Raw genomic sequence first — 22,680 nt, forward strand, 5'->3', positions numbered from 1 at the left:
CGTTATAGCTTGGATGAAATGATTCCGGTGCTGAAGCCGCCCATGCGCAGCTCTCCGAACAGGCGCTGATATTCGATCTTTGGGCAGCGATTCATCACCACATCCACGCCGCGCGCCTCCGCCTTGGCGGCGGCCTCGGTGTGTTCAACACCGATCTGCATCCAGATGGTGCGCAAGGACGGGAACGCCTCAAGCGCCTCATCCACGATCGGAGGCACGGCCTCGGAACGGCGGAAGATATCCACCATATCAACATCTTCTGTGATGTCTGACAGGCTGGCGCGCACGGTCTGGCCGAACAGTTGCTTTCCCGCATGGCCAGGATTGACCGGGATGACAGTATAGCCTTTCAGCGATAAATACCGGGCCACGTAGAAACTGGGGCGTACCTCGTTCATGGATACCCCGACCACGGCAACGGTCTTGGTGCGCTTCAGAACGGATTTCAGGAACTCATCAGAATAGTCAGTCATACCGCCACCCTATGCGAGGGCTGACAAAGAAAAAAGCGCCCAAGAAACCTTGGGCGCCAGTTGTTGGAACGAGGGACAGTGAAATGACCCGCGGCAGTTCCGTTCCGCGGTCACTGTGACATTTAGGCATGTTTTGGATAAAAAAAAGAGGGTGCGCTCGTTTTTGTGATGACTTTTCACAAACGGCGGAGATTGGCCTATTCCAAGTACAGAATCTCAGGCCAGATTCCTTCAGCCTGATGGATGTATTCTGCCTGATCCTGACGCCATCTCTGCTTGATTTCCGGCGAAAACGTCAAGTAGAGGCGCCCATCCACGACCTGCCAGGCCCCCGGATCGGTTCCCTTGAGGATGCCTTTTGCCATCGCATAGGAACAATACCCACCGAACTGAGGCGCAAAAGCACGCGGGTTCGCCTCAAACAGCGCGCGGTTTTCGAGGGATGCAAAATGCCATTCCGCCCCCTTCCACGTCACGGAAATCTCGGGACGGCCCTGTACGGGTGTGTCGCCCTGAAAATAGGACACTGGATCGTATCCCGCCATCGCAGCCCCCTCGGGCGCGAAATACACGGGCATGGGCTGCGAAATCGCGGCAGAAGCGAGAATAGTGGCGCTTAGTGCGCCAATGAGAGCGTGGCGGATTGGCATAGTTACAACGGAATCATGGACTCAACATCTCAATCTGCAATGTTTTGCGTGGCGAGACACCCCAGATGACGCGGTTGTGATCAACCCATGGCACGAGGATCAGTCGAAGATATCCTCGATCACATCCCAGGCCTCATCCATCACGCGCGAAAACAGCGTTTTCTTCTTTTTCTTGCGCTTGGATTTTGGCAAGGCGGTGTGGGACACAGCATGTTTCTTAGGCGCGCTTTCGGTCACCTTGCGCTTGGGCAGCATCTTGAGGTCATGCAACGGCGCGCCGCAGTTGGAACAGCTCAGCTCATGCCGTTGCTTTCCCTTCAGGACAAGCGCCGCTCGGGTCCCGCAATAACAACAAGTAGCGATTTTCGATGGGCCAGAAATGATGCGCTCCTATCCTGTGTACCGAGAGGCATATAGGGCAATCGCCGCTGCATTTGAGACGTTCAAGGACCCAAAACCTCCGGCTGCGTCAATTTTCACCAACTTGTCGACGGTTTCCTTGGTCTTTTGTCGAAGCCCGGGGCCTTCTGCACCCAGCACCAACGCAACCGGATGATCGCGTTGATCCCCAATGGCGGCTTCGATCGTATCTTCGGCCTCACCGTCCAGGCCCAGCACCAGAAAGCCCATGTTCTGCAGTTCAACGATCGCATCTGCCAGATTGCGGACCCTCAAATAGGGCTGACGCTCCAAAGCGCCGCTTGCGGTTTTCGCAAGCGCGCCTGTCTCGGGCGCGGAATGGTGCCGTGTGCCAATCACAGCGCTGGCACCCAGCACTTCGGCCGAGCGTAGAATCGCCCCCACATTATGCGGGTCCGTCACCCGATCCAGCAAGATCACACGCGGGTGTTCACGGCCGATACAGTTTTCCGCCAAGCCGCCCCATTCCAGCGGCTTGACCTCAAGCGCTGCGCCCTGATGGACCGATCCCTGATCAATCGGCGCGTTGAACTTGCGCGGGTCGACCATCTCGGCCTCAATCCCTGCAAAAGCAATGGCTTCTGCCAGTTTGTCGCGCGCATTTCGGGTCACAATCAGGCGCAGCTTCTGCCGTTTTGGGTTCATCAGCGCATCGCGCACAGCGTGCAGACCAAACAGCCAAACAGTTTCTGCAGCCGCTGCCTTACGCGCCTGTTCCTTTTCCACGACCCACTTGGGTTTCTTCATTTTATTGACCTCCGGGCCGGGTATTCGATTTCCTGCGTCAAAGCGGTATTTTCCTGTTGACGCTCCTTTGGTGCGCTAGTAATCACGCCTCCACGTCAGGTGCAACGCCTGACAGTGGGCGACAGGCCGCAAGGTGTGGCAGGGGACTGTAACTCCCTCGCGGAGACGCACGCCTGGTTCGATTCCAGGGTCGCCCACCATCTCGTACTTTCGGGATGAAAAATCCGCTAACACCTTGAAGGGAAAGGTGGTTCTAGCGGTTCGATAGCCACTCTTACGGTTATAGCTCAGAGGCTCCGCAAAGGCTAATTTAAGCACTGTTCGCCGCAGGGCTATTCCTCCGTTTTCATAAATATTCTAAGCGGATGGTTTGTCGCGAACGTTCTCGGCCAGCTCATTGAGTGCATCGACACCAGGCTCCCAAGACCATTTCCCTTAAGCAAGGCACATGGGTTTGTCGTCGGTGGGGTGATGAATTGCCCGACTTTCTCAGGGTAGATGCCAAGTATTGCTCTGAGGGTTGTAGAAAGCGGGCAGCACGGGATCGGCGCAAAATCCACAGCCAATGATTTCAATCACATGCTATGTAGCATCATGTTGATTGGCTGTCTTTTGGTCAATCTGCGGGAAAGTCAGGGTGAACGATTTGGGCTACATAGCATGAAATGCGCTTGGATTTCAGCCGTTGGTGGCTTGGCAGGCTTTCACAAGTTTGTTGAAGCGGCAAACGCCTCATAAAAAGCCTCCGAGAACAACAAAACTGGATAACTTGTATCGAGTTTCGACAATAGGTCACCAATTGCAAGGTAAAATCGGCAATTGGTGTCGATATGCACATTTACACTTCGCGAGGGGGCAGTGTTGCTTTGCGCTTGTTGGCTAGGCATGATTGCGAGAGTTGTTGAAAGGTTTGATATGAGACGGTTTTCTATTTGGGCTTGTTTGGCTACCGCTGTGTCTGCACTCCAATTGTCATTGATTGCCTCAACTGTAGATGCTGAAGAGACAATAGTCTGGCGAGACGACGTAAAGGGATGGCACATTGCGGTTGATAGGACTACAGGCGATGGCTGTTTCATGGTTACGGCCTACGAAGGTGGCACCTATCTACGCGGTCAAATACTCCCGTCTGAGCAGGCTTTTGCACTTATGATTGGTAATACAGACTGGCGCTCTATTGAGTCTGGAAAGCTCTATGACCTGACTGCTACCTTTGGTAGCCGAACGCCATGGACAGGTGAGGCGAATGGGTTCTGGATTGGCGAATCCCCATTCCTTTCTTTGCAAGTTCCATTTGAAAATGGACAGGCATCAGAGTTTATTGATGAGTTTATGCGGTTGTCTGTCGTGGACATCGGCTACGAAGGGAAAAGCATAGCAACTTTGAAGCTCAGCGGCACCTATGCTGCGATGTTGGAAGTAATGGAGTGCCAAAAGCAAATGTTTGAGAGCATCCCTGAAATTGATCCATTTGCCTCAAAGAGCGATGATAAGGACCCGTTCGACTAAGAGAGTAATGGTAACGATATCGTTGCGCTCGCATCGCAGACGCCAACAAAGCAAAGGCCCCGCCGAAGCGGGGCCGTATTCAGCACTGGCCTGAGACTTGCTTTCGTCTGAATGGCCAGTTGCCCTTGGTAGGGTCTCAATGCGGATACTTTCCAGCAGCCGTAGCAATCGTGCCCCGCTTGGGGTGGTAGGATATGCTCACTGGTTAGCTTTCTTGACCAATACCACACCCGGCCCTTTTGCTGCGTCTGTCTCGCTGAGAAATTGAACGCCCTCGCCCTCTAGCGTGGCCTGTATCCGTTCGGCTGTTGAAAGCTGTATTCCGCTCTTTTCCGTTTCAAAGCGCGTGATTGTAGCCGGTGCGGTACCCAACCCAGACGGGATAGGCGGAAACAGGCTGCGAAATTCTGGCAGACCTTGCTAATAGGTGGCAGTGTGGATTCAAAACCAACCGTGCGCCGGTTCGAATCCGCAATACAGACTCGAACTTTACGCAATCTTACGTACGCTCTGATCTCGTAAGTTATTGTTTTTCAATGATTTAGTGGTGCCCCCACACGGACTCGAACCGCGGACCTACTGATTACAAATCAGTTGCTCTACCAGCTGAGCTATAGGGGCACTTTTTCAACTTGGTCCTTCGCGACAGAGCCAGATCTTTTTCTCATTCAGATCAAACCACGACGGGCTAAGTTTCCAAAGTTTGGACGCAACCTTGAACATTTAGGTCTATGTTCATCAGGCAACGACCAACTGGATGAGCAGGCGTATAGGGCAAAATTTTTAAGCCCGCAACCCGCTAATTTATCCAGTTTGTAACGTTGTTCCTAAGCTCCGATTTAAACAAGTAGCGCCCAATTGGAATGGTAGAATCCTTGTATCATCGCTTGATCGTATCAGCCTGAAAAACACAGGCGTCCGCTATGAAACATGATGTTTGGCTCAAAGCGCCAGCACGAGGTTCGCGATTGCCGCGATGAGGATGGCCGTGAAGGTCAGTACCATTCCGATCTGGCGCAGAATCACGATCTGAGGGCTGCGACCAAAGCCGTAGGCGTGCAGCAGACGACCGCTCAGCAGGCAGAGCCCCAAAAGGTTCAGCATCAGCGCCCCAGCGCCCTGAAGCTCGACCATGGTGATCAGCAGCAGGGCAAAGGGTGTGTATTCAATAAAGTTGGAATGCGTCCGGATCACCTTGAGCATATCCGGCTTACCCCCATCGCCATAAGAGACCCTGTCGCTGCGGCGCTGGCTGATGACCATGACGCTCAGCGCAAGATAAAGGATCGCCAGCAATGAAGCGTAAACTGGGGTGATGGACAGCATCTTGTTCCTCCTGAGTGGAAAAAAGGCCGCCCGGTTCCCCGAGCGGCGCTTGTGCTTTTGAAAACTAAACTGGTTATTCCAGTTCGACGAGCAGATCCTTTGCGTCAATTTGGCCGCCGGGTTGGACATGAACGCTAGCGACGACCGCGTCGCGTTCGGCGTGGATGCCGGTTTCCATCTTCATCGCCTCGATGGTCAGCAGGAGATCGCCTTCCTTGACTTCCTGGCCTGCGGTGACCGCAACGGTCGCCACAACACCGGGCATCGGCGCGCCGATGTGGTTGGCATTGCCAACTTCGGCCTTTGGTCGGGCCTGTGTGGTGGCCGTTACGAGGCGGTTGGGCACTCGAATGACGCGCGGTTGGCCGTTGAGTTCGAAGAACACTTTGACCTCGCCTTTCTCGTCGGTCTCACCGATGGCCTGACAGCGGATTTCCAGCGTCTTGCCTGGATCTATCTCGGCCGTGATCTCTTCGCCCGGTTCCATGCCATAGAAGAAGGTGCGGGTCGGCAGGGTGCGCACCGGACCATAGGTGCGGTGACGGCCCATATAGTCGAGGAAAACCTTCGGATACATCAGGTAGCCGTTCAGATCCTCGTCATCGACCTCTTTGCCGTCCAGTTGCTTGGACAGGTCGGCGCGGGTGGCCTCGAGATCGACGGCAGGTACGTTCTTGCCCGGACGCTCGGTATTGGGGGCCTCATCCTTGAGAACTTTCTGAAGGATTGCAGGCGGGAAACCACCGGGAGGCTGGCCCAGATTGCCGCGCATCATGTCCACGACCGAGTCGGGGAAGGCCACATCTGTTGCAGGGCTTTCCACTTCTTCGCATGTCAGGCCCTGGCTGACCATCATCAGCGCCATGTCACCGACAACTTTGGACGACGGCGTCACCTTCACGATGTCACCGAACATCTGGTTCACGTCAGCATAGGTCTGGGCGACCTCGTGCCAGCGCTCTTCCAGCCCCAGAGAGCGCGCCTGCGCCTTGAGGTTGGTGAACTGGCCGCCAGGCATCTCGTGCAGATACACTTCCGACGCTGGTGCCTGCAGGCTGGATTCGAAGGCCGCATACTGTCCGCGTACGGCCTCGAAGTAGTCGCTGATTTCGCGGATCGCCTTGATGTCGAGGCCGGTGTCACGTTCGGTATGACGCAGCGCTTCGACCACGGTGCCCAGCGTCGCCTGAGAGGTGTTGCCCGAGAAGCTGTCCATCGCGCAATCAACCGCGTCGACGCCCGCCTCAGACGCCGCCAGAATGGTGGCGCTGGCGATGCCTGCGGTGTCATGCGTGTGGAAGTGGATCGGCAGGCCGACCTCTTCCTTCAGCGCCCGGATCAGGATCTTGGCCGAGGCCGGTTTCAACAGACCCGCCATGTCTTTCAGGCCCAGAACATGCGCACCCGCATCGCGCAGTTCCTTGGCCATGCCGACATAGTATTTCAGGTCGTATTTGGCGCGATCCGGGTCCAGAATGTCTCCGGTATAGCAAACGGTGCCTTCACAAATCTTGCCGCTTTCAACGACCGCATCCATCGCTACGCGCATGTTTTCAACCCAGTTGAGCGAGTCGAAAACGCGGAACACGTCGATATTCTGCGATGCCTGACGCACAAATTCCTGCACCACATTGTCAGGGTAGTTGGTATAGCCAACCCCGTTTGCACCGCGCAGCAGCATCTGGGTCATCAGGTTCGGCATCGCCTCGCGCAGGTCACGCAGGCGCTGCCACGGGCATTCCTGCAAGAAGCGATAGGCCACGTCGAACGTCGCGCCGCCCCAGCATTCCACCGAGAACAGCTGCGGCAGGTTCGCGGCATAGCTGGGCGCGACCTTGATCATGTCGATCGAGCGCATCCGGGTTGCCAGTAGCGACTGGTGACCATCCCGCATCGTGGTGTCGGTGATCAGCAGCTGACGCTGGGCTTTCATCCAGTCAGCCACGGCCTGCGGGCCTTTTTGCTCCAGCAGGTTGCGGGTCCCCATCTGGGGTTCGCCTTTCTGGGCGGGGGCTTTCGCTTCTTTCAGATCAGCGCGCGGCTCGGGGCGATCCTTGGTCTCGGGATGGCCGTTGACGGTGATGTCTGCGATATAGGTCAGAACCTTGGTGCCCCGGTCACGACGCTTTTTGAAGGCGAACAGGTTCGGTGTCTCGTCGATGAATTTGGTGGTGTATTCATTCGACAGGAAGGTCGGGTGCTTCAGCAGGTTTTCCACAAAAGCAATGTTGGTCGAGACGCCGCGCACGCGGAATTCACGCAGGGCACGGTCCATCCGGGCAATCGCCTTTTCGGGGGTTGGCGCCCAGGCGGTGACCTTGGTCAGCAGTGAGTCATAGTAGCGTGTGATCACGCCGCCCGCATAAGCGGTGCCGCCGTCCAGACGGATGCCCATACCGGTGGCCGAACGATAGGCGGTGATGCGGCCATAGTCCGGGATGAAGTTGTTCAGCGGGTCCTCGGTGGTCACACGCGTCTGCAGCGCGTGGCCGTTCAGGCGGATTTCATCTTGGTTGGATTTGCCGGTGGCCTCGGCCAGTGTCTTGCCCTCGGCGATCAGGATCTGAGCCTGAACGATGTCGATGCCCGTGACCTCTTCGGTGACGGTGTGTTCGACCTGTACGCGGGGGTTTACCTCGATGAAGTAGAACTTGTCGGTGTTCATATCCATCAGGAATTCGACGGTGCCCGCGCATTCATAGTTCACATGGGCGCAGATGCGGCGACCCAGATCGCAAATCTCGGTGCGTTGTTCTTCGGTCAGGTACGGGGCAGGGGCGCGTTCAACGACCTTCTGGTTCCGGCGCTGGACCGAACAGTCGCGTTCATAGAGGTGGTAGATCTCGCCATGCTTGTCGCCGAGGATTTGCACTTCGACGTGACGAGCGCGGGTGATCATCTTTTCCAGATAGCCTTCACCGTTACCAAATGCGGCCTCAGCCTCGCGACGGCCTTCCAGAACCTTCTCTTCCAGCTCATCCTCGGACAGGATCGGACGCATCCCGCGCCCACCGCCGCCCCAGCTGGCCTTCAGCATCAAGGGGTAGCCGATCTCGGCCGCCTCTGCCTTGATTGTGGCCATGTCATCACCCAGCACTTCGGTGGCGGGGATAACCGGCACATCGGCGGCGATGGCGACCTTGCGGGCACTGGCCTTGTCGCCCAGGGCGCGCATGGTTTCGGCCTTGGGGCCGATGAAGGTGATGCCGTTCTGAACACAGGCATCTACGAAATCCGGGTTCTCGGACAGCAGGCCGTAGCCGGGGTGGATCGCGTCAGCACCCGATTCCTTGGCAACGCGGATGATCTCGTCAATCGACAGATATGCCGCGACAGGGCCAAGACCTTCGCCAATGCGATAGGCTTCGTCCGCCTTGAAGCGGTGCAGGCCTAACTTGTCTTCTTCGGCAAAGACCGCAACGGTGCGTTTTCCCATCTCGTTGGCTGCGCGCATCACGCGAATGGCTATCTCGCCGCGATTGGCGATCAGGATCTTCTTGAAATCGGTCATTTTGGGCCCCGGTCTTGGTGTTTCAGCCGTGTTGATAGGCAGAGATTACGCGCAGGTGTATCAGTGGTTCTGGGTATAACCGGCATGTTAACGCTCGCAAACGGCCAATATTTGCGTGTTTCTTGCATTGTTGCTGCATTGCAGCATCAGCCTTCGCGGCAATTCGTCTTGATTTGCCCCAGATCGGCAAGACCCATCTGACCCATGTTTGACAATATGTCCTGCTTGAAAACATCGATCACATGGGCCGGCCCCCGCGCGCCAAGTGCCGCTAATCCATACAAAACAGCCCGTCCAAGCATGACGAAATCTGCCCCTTTCGACAAAGCACGCAGGATATCCAGCCCTGTTTCGACGCCGCTGTCGAAGATCAGAGGCAGGCTGGTGGCGCGGCGAATCTCGGGTAAAACCTCGATGCTGGCCGGGGCGCCGTCGAATTGGCGACCTCCGTGGTTCGAGACCCAAAGCGCGTCCACTCCGGCTTGTTCAAGCTTTGCAGCATCGTCGGGGCGCATGATTCCCTTAATCACGAAGGGCCCATCCCACTGATCACGCAACTGTCTGACATAATCCATGTTCGGCGAGGTGCGCAGAAGGTATCCGACATGAGCCGTCAGCGGCATCGATTTCGTGTTGTCGATGTATTTGTCCAGCGTCCGCATTCTGGGCATGCCCTGTCGCATCATCCCAAGCGCCCATGCGGGTCGCCGTGCTACTTGGGCCAGCAATCTCGGCGTTAACCGTGGCGGATGGGCCAGGCCTGAGCGTGTCTGACGCTCTCTGCGGGACGCGACAGGGACATCTGCAGTCAAGACCAACGTTTTAAATCCTGCCTGTCGCGCGCGGGTCAAAAGATCTGCCCGAATCCCCGGGTCCCTGGGCGGGTAAAGCTGGAACCAGGCGTTTTGACCCAGATAGGGGATCAGATCCTCGGGGGATTGGCTGGCTACCGTTGACAAGGTGTAGGGCAAACAGGCCTGCGCAGCCGCCCGCGCCAAAATGCCTTCTGCGTCCGGCCAGATCAGGCCCGACATGCCAATTGGCGCGATGCCGAATGGCAGCGGGCAGTCTTGGCCTAGAAAGCGCGTGCTGGCATCGTATTCCAGTTCACCTTTGAGGATCGCCGGGCGCAGACGCACGGCATCCAGCGCCGCTCGATTTCGAAGCAGGGCCGTTTCGGCCCCGGTTCCGCTGTCTACGTATTCCCACACAAAATGCGGCAGCCGTCGCTTAGCGCGGTGTTTCAGGTCAGCGATGCCGGGATAGGTGCTGTGCAGATCCATGGGGTTTGATCCGACCTGCACTGCGATTCGGCAAGGGCATCACGCTGCATCAGGCTTGGAATTGAGTGGCTTTGGAACCGGACGCTCCTCTATCGTGTCAGTACGGCCACTTGCAACGCGGACCTGATTTCGACCGTTGTCTTTGGCTGAGTAAAGCGCGTCATCGGCTGCTCGCATCAAGTCTTGCGGCATTGTCCCGTGCGCAGGGTAATGCGCCACCCCGACCGAGATCGTGATCCGCGGCAGGGATTTGTCTCCATACCTGACCGACACTGCCTCGACCGATTGGCGCAGAGTTTCCGCCCGCGTCACGGCGTCGTCTGGCCCGTTGTCTGGGAGAATCAGCATGAACTCTTCACCGCCAATGCGGCAGGCGATCTCATCGCGGTCGCACCCTTGTTCCAAGGCGGCGCCCACGGCGCGCAGGACCATATCACCCGCGTCATGTCCATGGGTGTCGTTGAATTTCTTGAAATGGTCCACATCCACCGCGATCAGACTGAGCGGCGCACCGGTTTGCTGGCTGCGGTTGATCCCCCTGCGGAGGCTGTCGGTCATGTGACGCCGGTTGAACAGACCCGTCAGAGGATCGCGTACCGACTGGTCATGCAATTGATCGCGCATCCGCACATTGGCGATTGCCATGCTGATCTGTTCCGCGCAGAGCTGGGCCAGTTTCTTGCTGGCATGGAAGGCCTCGCACTCCCCCTCATGCGCGCGCAGGTGCAACAGGCCGACCGTTTCGCCATGAGCCAGAATCGGAAAGCAGAAATAGGCCCGGCCATCATGGGGTTCGGCATGCTCGCAGACAAAATCAATCTCGGCGGCGCCGAATTCATAGGTCCGTCCACGGCGCAGGCCCCAACAACCCTCGGGGTGGATATGCGCCTTGTGGGTGCCGCCATTCCAGCTGGCGCACCCGTCCAGGACATCGCGCGAGTTTGAATAGACGTAAACGCTACCCTCAGCCTCGGGCAGGATATGCGTCATGAAGCGTGAGACCATGTCGAACAGCTCATCCAGCGAACGGCTGGATTGCAACCATTCATTCAACTCGCCCAGCAACCGGACCTCACGCGCGAGGCGCAGTTGGTCGTCCATCAGTTCTCGTTCTTTCTGCGCGCGCACGCGCAGCACGCCCAACTGTCGTCGATTGTTGCGATGCACAATCAGAATTACAGCGGACAACGCCAGCAGGACCACCGCACTGATCGCGATCAACGACATTCGGACCCGGTCAATGAACAGGTTTCTCACGTCCGTGATATCGGTATAGAACTCAATCGCGCCGAGGAATTTTCCGCTCTGAATCACAGGTGTAAAAATTTCCGCCACGTGGCGGGTGTTGCTGTCCAGATTTTCCAACTGGTCGGCGTTCAGCGAGTCCACCTCGGCGATGGGCTTTTCCTCATGCTTGTAGAACAGGTTGCCCATGGCCACCACGTCCGTGAAATAAGGTTTGGTATTCACCGACCCGGTATCGCTGTCGCGCGTGGACCAGAAAACCTTACCCGAGGAATCGAACAGTTTGAAACGGTAGATATCCGAGGTTTCAGGCAGCAAGCTGAGAAACGCCTCATCATGTTGGTTGAGGATATGCTGCTCGAAACTGGTTTTGACGTCAAATAGTTGACTTTCCACCTTCTTTTCCAGTCGCATTGCGTGATGACGCAGATCCGATTCCAGCATGCGATCTACAAGTGGAGCTGGCAGCGTATATATCCCCCAGCCGGCCAAAGCGGTCAGGGCGATCATAGTTGCCGTGCTGACAAAGACCTTGAGCTTGCCCAAAAGGCGCGCCTTTGCTGACTGTTCCATACCCGTATTCTCCCACAATCTGAGAGACAGCATCGGTGAGAGGTTTTGACAGAGTGTTAACTTCCTTGCATGTGGGGGCGGGAAAGTGATTAAGATTTGCAAGACCAAAGGGAAAAATTCATGCGAACAAGGCGTGAACAAACCCTTTTCCTTTTAGCCCATCCAGCGTAGTTTGCCGATATGAGCAGTTTTGACGAAATGGACGCCTTTGAGGGCGCATCGCTGTCGCAAAGAGCAATGGCTCAGCGCGAAAAGTTTGAATTGGATTTTCTAAATCCAGCGCAACGCGAAGCTGCCGAGCGTCTCAAAGGGCCGGTCTTGATCTTGGCGGGTGCTGGTACTGGGAAAACAAGAACGTTGATGTCGCGAGTAGCGTTTATTGTCAGAAACGGATTGGCTCGATCGAATGAAATTCTAGCGGTTACGTTTACTAACAAAGCCGCCAAAGACATGAAAAAACGGCTTCTAGAGTTGCCGTATGAAGTGCGACATCCAATACCTTGGATGGGTACCTTCCACTCCATATGCGCGCAGTTGTTGCGGCGGCATGCAGAGCTTGTTGATCTAAAGTCTAATTTCACAATTCTGGATGCGGATGATCAACTGCGGCTCCTAAAACAATTGCTCAAGGTCAATAACATCGACGAGAAACGTTGGCCGCCGCGCAACTTGGCGGGTATTATTGACGACTGGAAGAATCGGGCTCTCACGCCTGACAAAATCCCTGCAGCGGATGCTGGGGCCTTTAATCACAAAGGCATAGCACTCTACGCTCAATACCAGACCCGATTGCGCGAGTTGAACGCGGTGGATTTTGGCGATCTGCTGCTACACATGATAGCGATTTTTCGAGCCCACGAGGATCTGCAGAAGCAATATCAACGTTGGTTCAAATACATCGTTGTAGACGAGTACCAAGATACCAACGTTGCACAGTATCTCTGGCTGCGCCTCCTAACCGGTGAAGAAAAAAACATCTGCGTCGTAGGTGATGACGACCAGTCGATCTATGGATGGCGAGGAGCCGAAGTCGACAACATCCTGCGGTTCGAAAAGGACTTTCCCGGCGCCTTCGTAGTGCGGCTGGAACAGAACTACCGCTCGACCCCGCATATTCTGGCGGCTGCGTCGAATGTGATCCGCGGCAACGAAGGCCGTCTGGGCAAAGAGCTTTGGACCGATGCCGAGGATGGCGAGAAGGTGCGTCTGATCGGCCATTGGGATGGTGAGGAAGAGGCGCGCTGGATCGGGGAAGAGATCGACGCGATGCAGGGCGGCACGCGCGGTGTGCGTCCGATGAACCTCGACCAGATCGCGATTCTGGTCCGCGCCTCGCATCAGATGCGCGCGTTTGAGGATCGGTTTCTGACGATTGGCTTGCCTTACAAGGTGATCGGCGGCCCTCGGTTCTATGAGCGGATGGAGATTCGCGATGCCATGGCCTATTTCCGGCTGGTGGTCAGTCTCGAGGACGATCTGGCGTTTGAGCGGATTGTGAACACTCCTAAACGCGGCCTTGGTGACAAGGCGCAGCAGACGATTCAGGTGGTGGCGCGTCAGAACGGGGTATCTCTGGTCGAAGGGGCGCGCATTGTCGTTGAGAACCAGTTGATCAAGGGTAAGGGCGGCAAGGCTCTGCGCGAATTGATCGACGGGCTGGCGCGTTGGAATGCGCTGACGCGGGGGCCTCGGATCGAGGTCGATGACGACTCGGTCATCGACGATGGGGTGTCGCCCATTCGCTACGGCGCGCCGGAGCACACGCATATCGAGCTGGCGCAGATCATCTTGGACGAATCCGGCTATACCGGGCATTGGCAAAACGACAAGACGCCTGAGGCTCCGGGCCGGTTAGAAAACCTCAAGGAGCTGGTGAACCAGCTGGACAATTTCGAGAACCTGCAAGGGTTTTTGGAGCATGTCAGTCTGGTGATGGACAATGAACAAGAGGGTGACGGGGCGAAAGTCTCGATCATGACCCTGCACGCGGCCAAGGGGTTGGAGTTTCCCGCCGTGTTCCTGCCGGGATGGGAAGACGGTTTGTTCCCCTCGCAACGCTCCATGGACGAATCGGGCCTCAAGGGTCTCGAGGAAGAACGGCGGCTGGCTTATGTGGGCATTACCCGCGCTGAGGAGGTTTGCACGATTTCTTTCGCGGCCAATCGGCGGGTGTTCGGGCAATGGCAGAACGCGATGCCATCGCGGTTCATCGACGAATTGCCCGAAGATCATGTGGAGGTTCTGACGCCTCCGGGGCTTTATGGCGGTGGGCAACCTGCTGCGACGATCGAAACCCGCGCGGCCGAGGCGAATGTCTATAACTCTCCGGGCTGGAAGCGGATGCAGGCGCGGCAGGGCCAGTATGGAATGTCCCAGCCGAAAGAAAGCCGGAATACAGTGATTGATGCCACGGCCATTGCCAGCTTCACGTTGGGTGAGCGGGTGTTTCACCAGAAATTCGGCTACGGCGCGGTTACAGGCATCGAAGGTGACAAGGTCGAAGTCGATTTCGACAAGGCAGGCGTTAAAAAGGTTGTTTCCCGTTTCCTGACCTCCAAAGACGACGTTCCGTTCTGACCGCTAGAGGCCTTCGACCAGCACCAGATTAGCTGTTGCGGTCTTGCGCCTGATTTTGGCCAGCTCAACATAGTCCGGGTCGTCTTTCCACGCCCGGGCCGCGGCCATGTCTGGAAACTCCATCAGCACGATGCCTTCTTCGGCCCAACTGCCTTCGACGATCTCGACGGGTTTTGAAGAAATGGTCAGCAGGCGCCCGCCGTGCCGGTCAAAGATAGGCATGAAACCTTCAAGGTATTTCTGATACCCGTCCGGGTCGTGAATGGAAATCTGGGCGATGAAATAGGCGGCCATGACGCACTCCTGAATAATCGTAACTGCGCCGATCTTATTCCGTTTGCCCAAAAAGCAAAAACGGCGGTTTCCCAGGGAGGAGGAAGGGAAACCGCCGTTCTTTTCTACATCAGGGCAGGGAGGAGGAGAGCCCCGATGTATCTGAACCCGGGTTTGAGCCCGGTATGAGGAAGACGCGGCGACGTCAGGGAGGAGGAAGACGTCACCGCGCGCTTTCAACACCGGGCAGGGAGGAGGAGAGCCCGGTGTGTCATGGTCCGGCGTTGCGAGGCCGGTATTTGGTGCGGCGACGTCAGGGAGGAGGAGAGACGTCGCCGCTGATTACAGACCCTAAAGGGAGGAGGAAGGGTCTGATCTCGTGTATTCGTTTGCGCTTAGCGCGCTGTGAAGTTGTCAGTCGCCTGACGTGCCACGCCGCGGATCATTGCGCGGCTCAGGCCGAGATCGGCCAGCTCGCGGTTTGACAGCGCGGACAGCTCGTTCACTGTCTGGCGATACGTGCGGTAGCGGGCGAAACGTGTCTTTGCAGCTTCGATCATGGTGGTGATTCCGCTGACATGCGTGTCTTTGAGTGCCGCTGTGTTTGTCGCTATTGCCATCTATCTATTCCGTTCATTCTTGTCTTGCTGGCCGGTGCCAGCGTCTGCTTGAGATTGAAAATAGGTAAATGCTGCGATTGCACAATAGCCCGCAACGTCAATGCTGCTATGCAGCAAACGCATGGTTATCAGGACCATGTCGGCTTCGATTTGAAATCTCCCATGAAAATTTGGGGTTTGAAGGCCAATGGGGGCAAAGGTTCGGCCGAGGCAGCAGCTTGCCTTGTCTTTCGACCTGCTTGGAGTTTGAGCGCATCTGCGAAAATTTGTGCGCTTGATGGATGATTTGTTTCAAATCGATCACGGGAAAGCACCTTTCGATCCTGGCGTGGGAATTCATGGGCTCCGGCCAAGACTGCCGTATCCCGTGCGGATTGCTTGCGCGTGATTCTGGGTTTTCGCGTTGCAGATGGGCCTCAGTCGATGCAAATTTCGAAAAGTCGACATTTTTTTGGGAAATCGTGGGTAAGTGCGGGAGGTCCTCAAGGTTACCATATATGGGGTCAGCTCCGGTCAAAGTGTCGATATGAGGTGTTGAGGTTCTGATTTTAAGTTGATGCTCGCCTTGATTTCCTGGTCGTTGTGAGCAAGTGGCCAAAAATTCCTATTGATTTCCATGAATTCCCATGTCATCCCTAATGCATCCGATGAGGACGAGGCAGCAGGGGCAGCAAACGACCCCAACCAAAAATAATCAGGTTTCATACAGGCATCTCGCTTTCATCAATCAAGAGATCCGGCGCGCGGGCGAGCAGACATCCCCCCAGGTGGCGCGTGCAGCTGGACATCCCGCAAAGCGGGCCAATGCGGCGGGTTGATCAGTGGCAGCAGATCAACCCGCCGTTTTTCATCCGGGGGGAACGTGACATTCAAGTGGGGCGCAAGCGAAAGGGACAGTCGTCTTGGCGCGCAGGTTTAGAGGTGAAAGCCACCATAAGGTGGACACGAAGGGCAGGGTCTCGATCCCGGCCTCGTTTCGCCGTGTGCTTGAATCGTCCGATCCCAATTGGCAGCCCGGTGACAATCCTGAGCTTGTGATTGTCTATGGCGACCACCGCCGCAAATACCTTGAATGCTATACCATGCAGGCGATTGATGAGGTCGATGAAAAGATCGACGCTCTGCCGCGTGGCTCGATGGAACGTAAGATGCTTCAGCGCATGTTCCATGGCCAGTCCTTTCCCACCAATGTAGATGAAACCGGGCGTCTGGTTTTGCCGGCCAAGCTGCGCACCAAGATCGACCTGGAGAATGAGGCGTTCTTCATAGCCGCCGGTGACACCTTCCAGATCTGGAAGCCCGAGACCTATGAGGTCGAAGAACTGGCCAAGGCCGAAGAATGGATGGACGATCTGCCGGATGATTTCGACCCGATGGTCTACCTTGACGGCGTTGGGGACGCGTAGCGGCATGTCCGGCGCGGTCTCCTCATCTTCTAACCCACATATTCCTGTTTTACTGCGCCCTTTGCTGGCGGCGGTGTCTCCGGTCGCGGGCATTTGGCTGGACGGTACGTTCGGCGCAGGTGGCTATACGCAAGGCCTGCTTGAGGCCGGGGCCGAAACGGTGATTGGTGTGGATCGCGATCCGCTGGCGTTTGAGATGGCCGCAGATTGGGCGGGTGACTATGGTGACCGGTTGGTGATGCAGCCGGGAGTGTTCTCGCGCATGGATGAATACGCGAAGGACCTCGATGGCGTTGTGTTGGACCTTGGGGTTTCGTCCATGCAGCTGGATCTGGCCGAGCGCGGGTTTTCCTTCATGAAAGACGGCCCGCTCGACATGCGGATGAGCCAGGAAGGCGAAAGTGCCGCCGATTTGGTCAATACGGCGACCGAAGCGCAACTGGCCGACATCCTGTTCCACTATGGTGAAGAACGCGCCAGCCGACGTATCGCTCGCGCCATCGTTAAGGCGCGCGCCGAAGAGCCGATCACTACGACCTTGCGTTTGGCCGGGATCATCGAATCCTGCCTGCCGCGTCCCAAGCCGGGGCAATCACACCCTGCAACGCGTAGTTTTCAGGGTCTACGGATTGCGGTGAACGCCGAATATGATGAGCTGTTTCAGGGTCTTATGGCTGCCGAGCGGGCTTTGAAACCCGGCGGGCAACTGGCTGTTGTGACCTTTCATTCCATCGAAGACCGCATGGTCAAACGGTTCTTCCAATCTCGGGCTGGCAAGACCGGGCGGGCCAACCGATATGCGCCCGAGATGGAACAGGAACTGCCGCAATTCACGCTCAAGACCCGCAAGGCCGTTGGGCCGGATGAGCAGGAACTGCAGGAAAACCCGCGTGCGCGCTCGGCCAAGCTGCGTGTCGCGATTCGTACCGAGGCTCCGGCGGGGGAAATTGAGGCCCGCGCCATCGGGATGCCGCAACTTGGGGGAAGGGCAAGATGAAGAGTATTCTGTATGTGTTGACCGCTCTGTCCGTGTTCGGATTGGCCCTGTGGGCCTATCAAGAGAACTACCGGACCCAGCAAGTTGTAAAGGAAATGCAGGCGCTGCAGGGTGAGATCGGCGTGGCGCAGGTTAAGCTGGCGGTTCTCAATGCCGAATGGGCCTATCTGAACCGCCCGGATCGTCTGCGTGAGCTGGCCGATTTGAACTTCGAACGCATGGGCCTGCTGCCCTTGCGGGCCGAGCAATTCGGACGTGCGGACCAGATCGCCTATGCCGAGGACCCCGACCTGCCGGTTGTCGACCCGATCGAGCTGCAGGCGATCACCGATATTCAGGCTTTGGGTGAGGTACAGGTTCCATGACCCGCACCCCCCTCCGCCCTCTGGCCCGCGTTCTGGATGCCCGCGCGAAGGGTGAAAACCCAAAAGTCATCGAGCGCGAAAATATCCGCCAACGCCATGAAAAGATGAAAGACCGCGCCCGTGCTCGTGCCGAGGGGCGTCTTCTGGTTTTGGGCCTGTTCTTCTTTTGCGCCTTCTCGGTTGTAGGTGTCCGCATGGGCATGCTGGCCACGTCCGAGGCACAAGAGCCGCTGGCCAGCGCGCCCGGTGCTTCGATTGCCATGCAGCGCGCCAATATCGTTGACCGCGAAGGCCGCATTCTGGCGACCAATCTGGATACATACTCGGTCTACGCGCAGCCGCCGTTGATGATTGATCCGATTGCGGCAGCAGATCAGTTGGTCGCGATCTTTCCGGATCTGGAAAAAGAGCGTCTGGTCAAGGACTTCACCGGCAAGCGCAAGTTCCTTTGGATCAAGAAACGCATCTCGCCCGAGCAGAAACAGGCAGTGCATGACATCGGCGATCCGGGCATCCTGTTCGGCCCGCGTGAAATGCGCCTATATCCCAACGGCAAGCTGGCGGCACATATTCTTGGCGGCTCGGGTTTTGGCCGCGAAGGCGTAAGCGCTGCCGAGGTAATCGGTGTTGCTGGGGTTGAGAAAAAGTTCGACGACTACCTGCGTGACCCAGCCAATGGCAACAAGCCGCTGCAACTGTCGCTGGACCTGACAATTCAGGCAGCGGTCGAGCAGGTTTTGTATGGCGGCATGAAAATCATGAACGCCAAAGGGGCCTCGGCGGTTCTGATGAATGCACATACGGGTGAGGTGGTCTCGGCCGCGTCTCTGCCGTCGTTTGACCCCAATGACCGTCCGCGCCCGCCGACCTCGGGCTTTGATCCGTCCGACAGCCCTCTGTTCAATCGCTATGTGCAGGGTGTCTATGAGCTGGGGTCGGTTTTCAAAATCTTCACCGCCGCACAGGCGGTACAGCTTGGATTGGTGAATTCGGACACCATCATCGACACTTCTGGCCCGATGAAGATCGGCCGTTTCCCAATTGGTGAGTTTAACGGCAAGAACTATGGCAAGATTAGCGTGGCGGATGTGATCGTCCACAGCTCGAACCGGGGCACGGGGCGACTGGCCTTGCAGATCGGCGCAAAAAGACAGCAGAGCTTTCTGGATACCATGGGCATGTTCGAACCCACCCCGTTCGAGATTGTCGAAGCCGCAGGCGGTGTGCCGCTCAAACCCAAGAAATGGGGTGAGTTGAGCACCGTCACCATTTCCTACGGTCACGGCCTGTCGACCAGCCCGATGCATCTGGCGGCGGGGTACGCTGCGATTGCCAATGGCGGGCACTATGTCAGCCCGACGATCTTGCGCCGCAATGGCCCTCAGTACGGGCCACGTGTGATGTCGGAAGACACCGCGCGTCAGGCGCAGAAGATGCTGCGCAAAGTGGTGACCGACGGTACGGCCAGTTTTGCTGAGGTCAAAGGCTATGATGTCGCGGGCAAAACCGGTACCGCCGACAAGCCCAAACCGCGTGGCGGGTATTATGATGACAAGGTGATCGCCACTTTTGCCACGATCTTCCCGGCTTACGACCCGAAATATGTGCTGGTCGTCACTTTGGACGAACCCTCTATCCTGGCTTATGGCGAAAAGCGCCGCACGGCGGGCTGGACTGCTGTGCCAGTGGCGGCTGAGTTGATCGGTCGGGTCGCGCCGCTTTTGGGCCTGCGTCCGCGGCTTGAGCCTGAGGCGAGCGCTGCTATAACCCTGACCTCGAATTAGGGTGCCAGAGAACAGGTGGGTCATGGGCGCAAGGACAAAGAAACTCAGCCAACTGGCCCTGACAGCACGCGGAGGCGCGAATCCTGATATCACGGGGCTGGCCGTCGATAGCCGCGAGGTCAAAGATGGTTTCCTGTTCGCAGCGCTTCCCGGTACGCGTGTCCATGGCGGTGAGTTCATTCAATACGCCCTGCGCATGGGGGCCGCCGCCATTCTGACCGATGCCCAAGGCGCGCAGATCGCTGAGGCCGAATTGGCCGCATCCGACGCTGCCCTTATCGTGGTTGAGGACCCGCGTCAGGCACTGGCCGGGTCGGCAGCACTTTGGTTCGGGGCGCAACCGCAGACGATTGTTGCGGTCACCGGAACCAATGGCAAAACCTCGGTTGCTACATTCGTTCGCCAGATCTGGGCTGAGCTCGGCCACGCCGCCGTCAATCTCGGCACTACCGGGGTCGAAGGCGCATGGACCGCGCCGCTGGCCCATACCACGCCCGAACCGATCACCTTGCATCGCTGCCTGTCCGAGGCCGCCGAGAATGGCGTGACCCACGCTGCGATGGAGGCATCCTCGCACGGGCTGGAACAGCGGCGACTGGATGGGGTGCAACTGGCCGCTGCGGGTTTCTCGAACTTCACGCAGGATCATCTGGACTATCACGAGACGTTTGAGGCGTATTTTGCCGCCAAGATGGGCTTGTTCGACCGGGTTTTGCCGCAGGACGGCACCGCAGTCATCAACCTGAGCGACCCGAAGGGTGCGCAGGTGCGAAAGATCACTGAGGCGCGGGGTCAGTCTGTGCTGACCGTTGGGCTGGGTGAGGCTGACCTGTGCCTGATGAACCAACGGTTTGACTCGACCGGGCAGGATTTGCGGTTCTCGTGGCAGGGCAAGACCTTCCAGACGCGCCTGAACCTGATCGGAGGGTTTCAGGCCGAAAACATCCTGCTGGCCTGTGGGCTGGTCATCGCTGCAGGTGACGACCCCGAGCGCGTGTTCGAGACCCTGCCGCATCTGACAACGGTCCGGGGTCGCATGCAGCTAGCCGCCACCCGCGACAATGGCGCGGCGGTGTTTGTGGACTATGCCCACACGCCGGATGCGGTCGCCACGGCTTTGAAAGCGCTGCGCCCGCATGTGATGGGCCGTCTGATCGCAATCGTCGGCGCAGGCGGAGATCGCGACGCCACCAAGCGCCCGCTGATGGGAAAGGCTGCCGCCAACCACGCGGATATCGTCTTTGTCACCGACGACAACCCGCGCAGCGAAGACCCGGCCTCTATCCGCGCCGCCGTGATGAAGGGCGCGGCAGAGGCGACCGAAGTCGGTGATCGGGCCGAAGCTATTCTGCGGGGTATTGACGCCTTGCAACCCGGCGATGCGCTGCTGATTGCAGGCAAAGGTCACGAAACTGGCCAGATCGTAGGTGATCAGGTGCTACCCTTTGATGATGTGGAGCAGGCAAGCATTTCCGTGGCCGCTCTGGACGGGAGGGTCGCATGACGCTCTGGACTGCGGCAGAGGCCGCCTCGGCGACGGGCGGGCGCGCCACTAGTGATTGGACTGTGAATGGCGTCTCGATTGACACGCGCACTTTGCAACCGGGCGACCTGTTTGTCGCGTTGAAGGCCGCGCGGGATGGCCATGATTTTGTAGCTCAGGCGCTGGAGAAGGGCGCCGGAGCAGCTTTGGTGTCTTGCGTCCCTGAAGGGGTGTCCGAAGATGCACCTTTGCTGATTGTCGACGATGTACAATCCGGACTGGAAGCACTCGGACAGGCCGCTCGTGCCCGGACCGAGGCGCGTGTGGTGGGCGTGACAGGGAGTGTTGGCAAGACCTCAACCAAAGAGATGTTGGCCACCATTCTGGAAACGCAGGGAAGAACCCATGCCAGTGTCGCCAGCTACAACAACCATTGGGGCGTGCCGCTAACGCTGGCGCGGATGCCGCGCGACACGGAATATGCCGTGATCGAGATCGGAATGAACCACCCCGGCGAAATCGCGCCGCTGGCCCGACAAGCCCGCCCGCATGTGGCACTGGTAACCACCGTGGCGGCCGTGCATCTGGAGGCATTCGAGTCGGTTGCAGGCATCGCCCATGAAAAGGCCGCGATTTTCGAAGGGCTGGAACCCGGTGGGGCAGCCATCGTGAACGCTGATATCGAACATGCGGGTATCTTGCGCCAGACAGCACAAGACCTTGGCGCTGGAATCGTTGAATTCGGTCGGCAGGCTGAAGATTACAAGCTGACCGACGTGACTGCCGGGCCCGAAACCGTTCACGCACGGGCTGAGATTGGTGACACCGCATTTACCTTCGACGTCCAATCGGCAGGCACGCATTTTGCGATGAATGCGCTGGGCGCGTTGGCGGCCTGTGTCGAGATGGGTGTCGACCTGGATCAGGCAATACAAGGTTTAAGCCGATGGTCCCCGGTCAAGGGGCGTGGGGTTCGGGAAACTCTGCCGCTGGCGCACGGCGGTCAGATCGAACTGCTGGATGACAGCTACAATGCGAACCCAACTTCGATGGAGGCGGCACTGGACGTGTTGGCTGCCTCGAACGGAACGCGCCGCATCGCCTTTTTGGGCGATATGAAAGAGCTGGGCGCACAAGAGGTCGTAATGCATGCGGGCATGGCCGAGGTCAGCGCGATGGCGCAGGTCGATCAGGTTCACTGCATCGGCCCGTTGATGAAAGCGCTGCACGAGGCTTTGCCGGATACAAAGAGGGGCCTGTGGTTTGAAACCAGCGCCGAGATGGCTGAACACCTGCCGGAATTGATCGAAAGCGGCGATACCGTGCTGGCGAAAGGCTCGCTCAGCATGGCTTTGGCCCGGATTGTTGACGGTCTGCGGAAAATGGGGCAAGGGGGCGCGCTTGACGGGTAACGCGCCCGTGCGCTGCGTGTGAGAAA

General features: G+C 57.6%; 18 protein-coding genes and 2 tRNA genes. 9 read left to right on the forward strand and 11 right to left on the reverse strand.

The genetic code is table 11. The annotated features are described in order from the left end of the window. Positions 1-2 precede the first annotated feature (2 nt). The 4 genes from AC2FD8_RS06335 to rlmB form a co-directional block, all read right to left on the reverse strand. Positions 3-473 (reverse strand): CoA-binding protein, encoded by a 471-nt coding sequence (locus AC2FD8_RS06335; RefSeq protein WP_496854592.1) that lies wholly within the window; start codon positions 471-473, stop codon positions 3-5. Between the two features lie 197 nt (positions 474-670). Then, the gene (locus AC2FD8_RS06340) at positions 671-1,051 is read right to left on the reverse strand and encodes a YHS domain-containing (seleno)protein (RefSeq protein WP_496854594.1); all 381 of its coding nucleotides are present in this window, start codon (positions 1,049-1,051) and stop codon (positions 671-673) included. Between the two features lie 171 nt (positions 1,052-1,222). Further along, positions 1,223-1,504, reverse strand: a complete 282-nt coding sequence (locus AC2FD8_RS06345) for a hypothetical protein (protein ID WP_496854878.1) — start codon at positions 1,502-1,504, stop codon at positions 1,223-1,225. 9 nt (positions 1,505-1,513) lie between these two features. Beyond that, positions 1,514-2,290, reverse strand: a complete 777-nt coding sequence (rlmB, locus tag AC2FD8_RS06350) for a 23S rRNA (guanosine(2251)-2'-O)-methyltransferase RlmB (protein ID WP_496854596.1) — start codon at positions 2,288-2,290, stop codon at positions 1,514-1,516. Between the two features lie 116 nt (positions 2,291-2,406). Here rlmB and AC2FD8_RS06355 point away from each other — a divergent pair. Continuing rightward, positions 2,407-2,490 (forward strand) — tRNA-Tyr (locus AC2FD8_RS06355). Between the two features lie 877 nt (positions 2,491-3,367). After that, entirely contained in the window at positions 3,368-3,799 is a 432-nt protein-coding gene (locus tag AC2FD8_RS06360; RefSeq protein WP_496854598.1) for a hypothetical protein, read from the forward strand. Positions 3,800-4,344: 545 nt separating this feature from the next. Here AC2FD8_RS06360 and AC2FD8_RS06365 read toward each other — a convergent pair. The 5 genes from AC2FD8_RS06365 to AC2FD8_RS06385 all read right to left on the reverse strand — a co-directional run bounded on the left by AC2FD8_RS06365 (position 4,345) and on the right by AC2FD8_RS06385 (position 11,737). Then, a tRNA-Thr gene (locus AC2FD8_RS06365) sits at positions 4,345-4,420 on the reverse strand. A 321-nt stretch (positions 4,421-4,741) separates the two neighbouring features. Further along, positions 4,742-5,125, reverse strand: a complete 384-nt coding sequence (locus tag AC2FD8_RS06370) for an MAPEG family protein (RefSeq protein WP_496854600.1) — start codon at positions 5,123-5,125, stop codon at positions 4,742-4,744. Positions 5,126-5,198: 73 nt separating this feature from the next. Next, positions 5,199-8,636, reverse strand: coding sequence for a pyruvate carboxylase (locus AC2FD8_RS06375; protein ID WP_496854602.1), 3,438 nt, complete (start codon positions 8,634-8,636; stop codon positions 5,199-5,201). A gap of 146 nt (positions 8,637-8,782) precedes the next feature. Continuing rightward, complete coding sequence (locus tag AC2FD8_RS06380) at positions 8,783-9,919, reverse strand: alpha-hydroxy acid oxidase (protein ID WP_496854604.1); 1,137 nt, start codon at positions 9,917-9,919, stop codon at positions 8,783-8,785. Between the two features lie 39 nt (positions 9,920-9,958). Continuing rightward, positions 9,959-11,737 (reverse strand): sensor domain-containing diguanylate cyclase, encoded by a 1,779-nt coding sequence (locus tag AC2FD8_RS06385; RefSeq protein ID WP_496854606.1) that lies wholly within the window; start codon positions 11,735-11,737, stop codon positions 9,959-9,961. A gap of 180 nt (positions 11,738-11,917) precedes the next feature. Between AC2FD8_RS06385 and AC2FD8_RS06390 the strand changes: the two genes are divergently transcribed. Beyond that, entirely contained in the window at positions 11,918-14,314 is a 2,397-nt protein-coding gene (locus AC2FD8_RS06390) for an ATP-dependent helicase (RefSeq protein ID WP_496854608.1), read from the forward strand. A 3-nt stretch (positions 14,315-14,317) separates the two neighbouring features. On the opposite strand, the gene AC2FD8_RS06395 is transcribed toward AC2FD8_RS06390, so the two are convergent. Continuing rightward, positions 14,318-14,608 (reverse strand): DUF1330 domain-containing protein, encoded by a 291-nt coding sequence (locus AC2FD8_RS06395; protein WP_480564626.1) that lies wholly within the window; start codon positions 14,606-14,608, stop codon positions 14,318-14,320. 374 nt (positions 14,609-14,982) lie between these two features. Beyond that, entirely contained in the window at positions 14,983-15,207 is a 225-nt protein-coding gene (locus AC2FD8_RS06400; RefSeq protein WP_496854610.1) for a DUF1127 domain-containing protein, read from the reverse strand. A gap of 902 nt (positions 15,208-16,109) precedes the next feature. Between AC2FD8_RS06400 and mraZ the strand changes: the two genes are divergently transcribed. The 6 genes from mraZ to AC2FD8_RS06430 are packed head-to-tail and all read left to right on the forward strand — an operon-like array spanning position 16,110 to position 22,654. Next, complete coding sequence (gene mraZ / locus AC2FD8_RS06405; RefSeq protein ID WP_496854612.1) at positions 16,110-16,613, forward strand: division/cell wall cluster transcriptional repressor MraZ; 504 nt, start codon at positions 16,110-16,112, stop codon at positions 16,611-16,613. A gap of 4 nt (positions 16,614-16,617) precedes the next feature. Beyond that, the gene (rsmH, locus tag AC2FD8_RS06410) at positions 16,618-17,610 is read left to right on the forward strand and encodes a 16S rRNA (cytosine(1402)-N(4))-methyltransferase RsmH (RefSeq protein WP_496854614.1); all 993 of its coding nucleotides are present in this window, start codon (positions 16,618-16,620) and stop codon (positions 17,608-17,610) included. Continuing rightward, positions 17,607-17,975 carry a cell division protein FtsL gene (gene ftsL, locus AC2FD8_RS06415; RefSeq protein WP_496854616.1) on the forward strand — a complete coding sequence of 123 codons (369 nt, stop codon included), beginning with the start codon at positions 17,607-17,609 and terminating at the stop codon, positions 17,973-17,975. Before rsmH ends, ftsL begins: the two co-directional genes overlap by 4 nt. After that, complete coding sequence (locus AC2FD8_RS06420) at positions 17,972-19,759, forward strand: peptidoglycan D,D-transpeptidase FtsI family protein (protein ID WP_496854618.1); 1,788 nt, start codon at positions 17,972-17,974, stop codon at positions 19,757-19,759. The genes ftsL and AC2FD8_RS06420 overlap by 4 nt, the downstream gene beginning before the upstream one ends. A gap of 22 nt (positions 19,760-19,781) precedes the next feature. Next, positions 19,782-21,263: a UDP-N-acetylmuramoyl-L-alanyl-D-glutamate--2,6-diaminopimelate ligase gene (locus tag AC2FD8_RS06425; RefSeq protein WP_496854620.1), complete on the forward strand. Its 1,482-nt coding sequence runs from the start codon at positions 19,782-19,784 to the stop codon at positions 21,261-21,263. After that, positions 21,260-22,654, forward strand: a complete 1,395-nt coding sequence (locus tag AC2FD8_RS06430) for a UDP-N-acetylmuramoyl-tripeptide--D-alanyl-D-alanine ligase (protein ID WP_496854621.1) — start codon at positions 21,260-21,262, stop codon at positions 22,652-22,654. Before AC2FD8_RS06425 ends, AC2FD8_RS06430 begins: the two co-directional genes overlap by 4 nt. Positions 22,655-22,680 lie beyond the last annotated feature (26 nt).

It is taken from the genome of Ruegeria sp. YTSC192 (assembly GCF_059609705.1).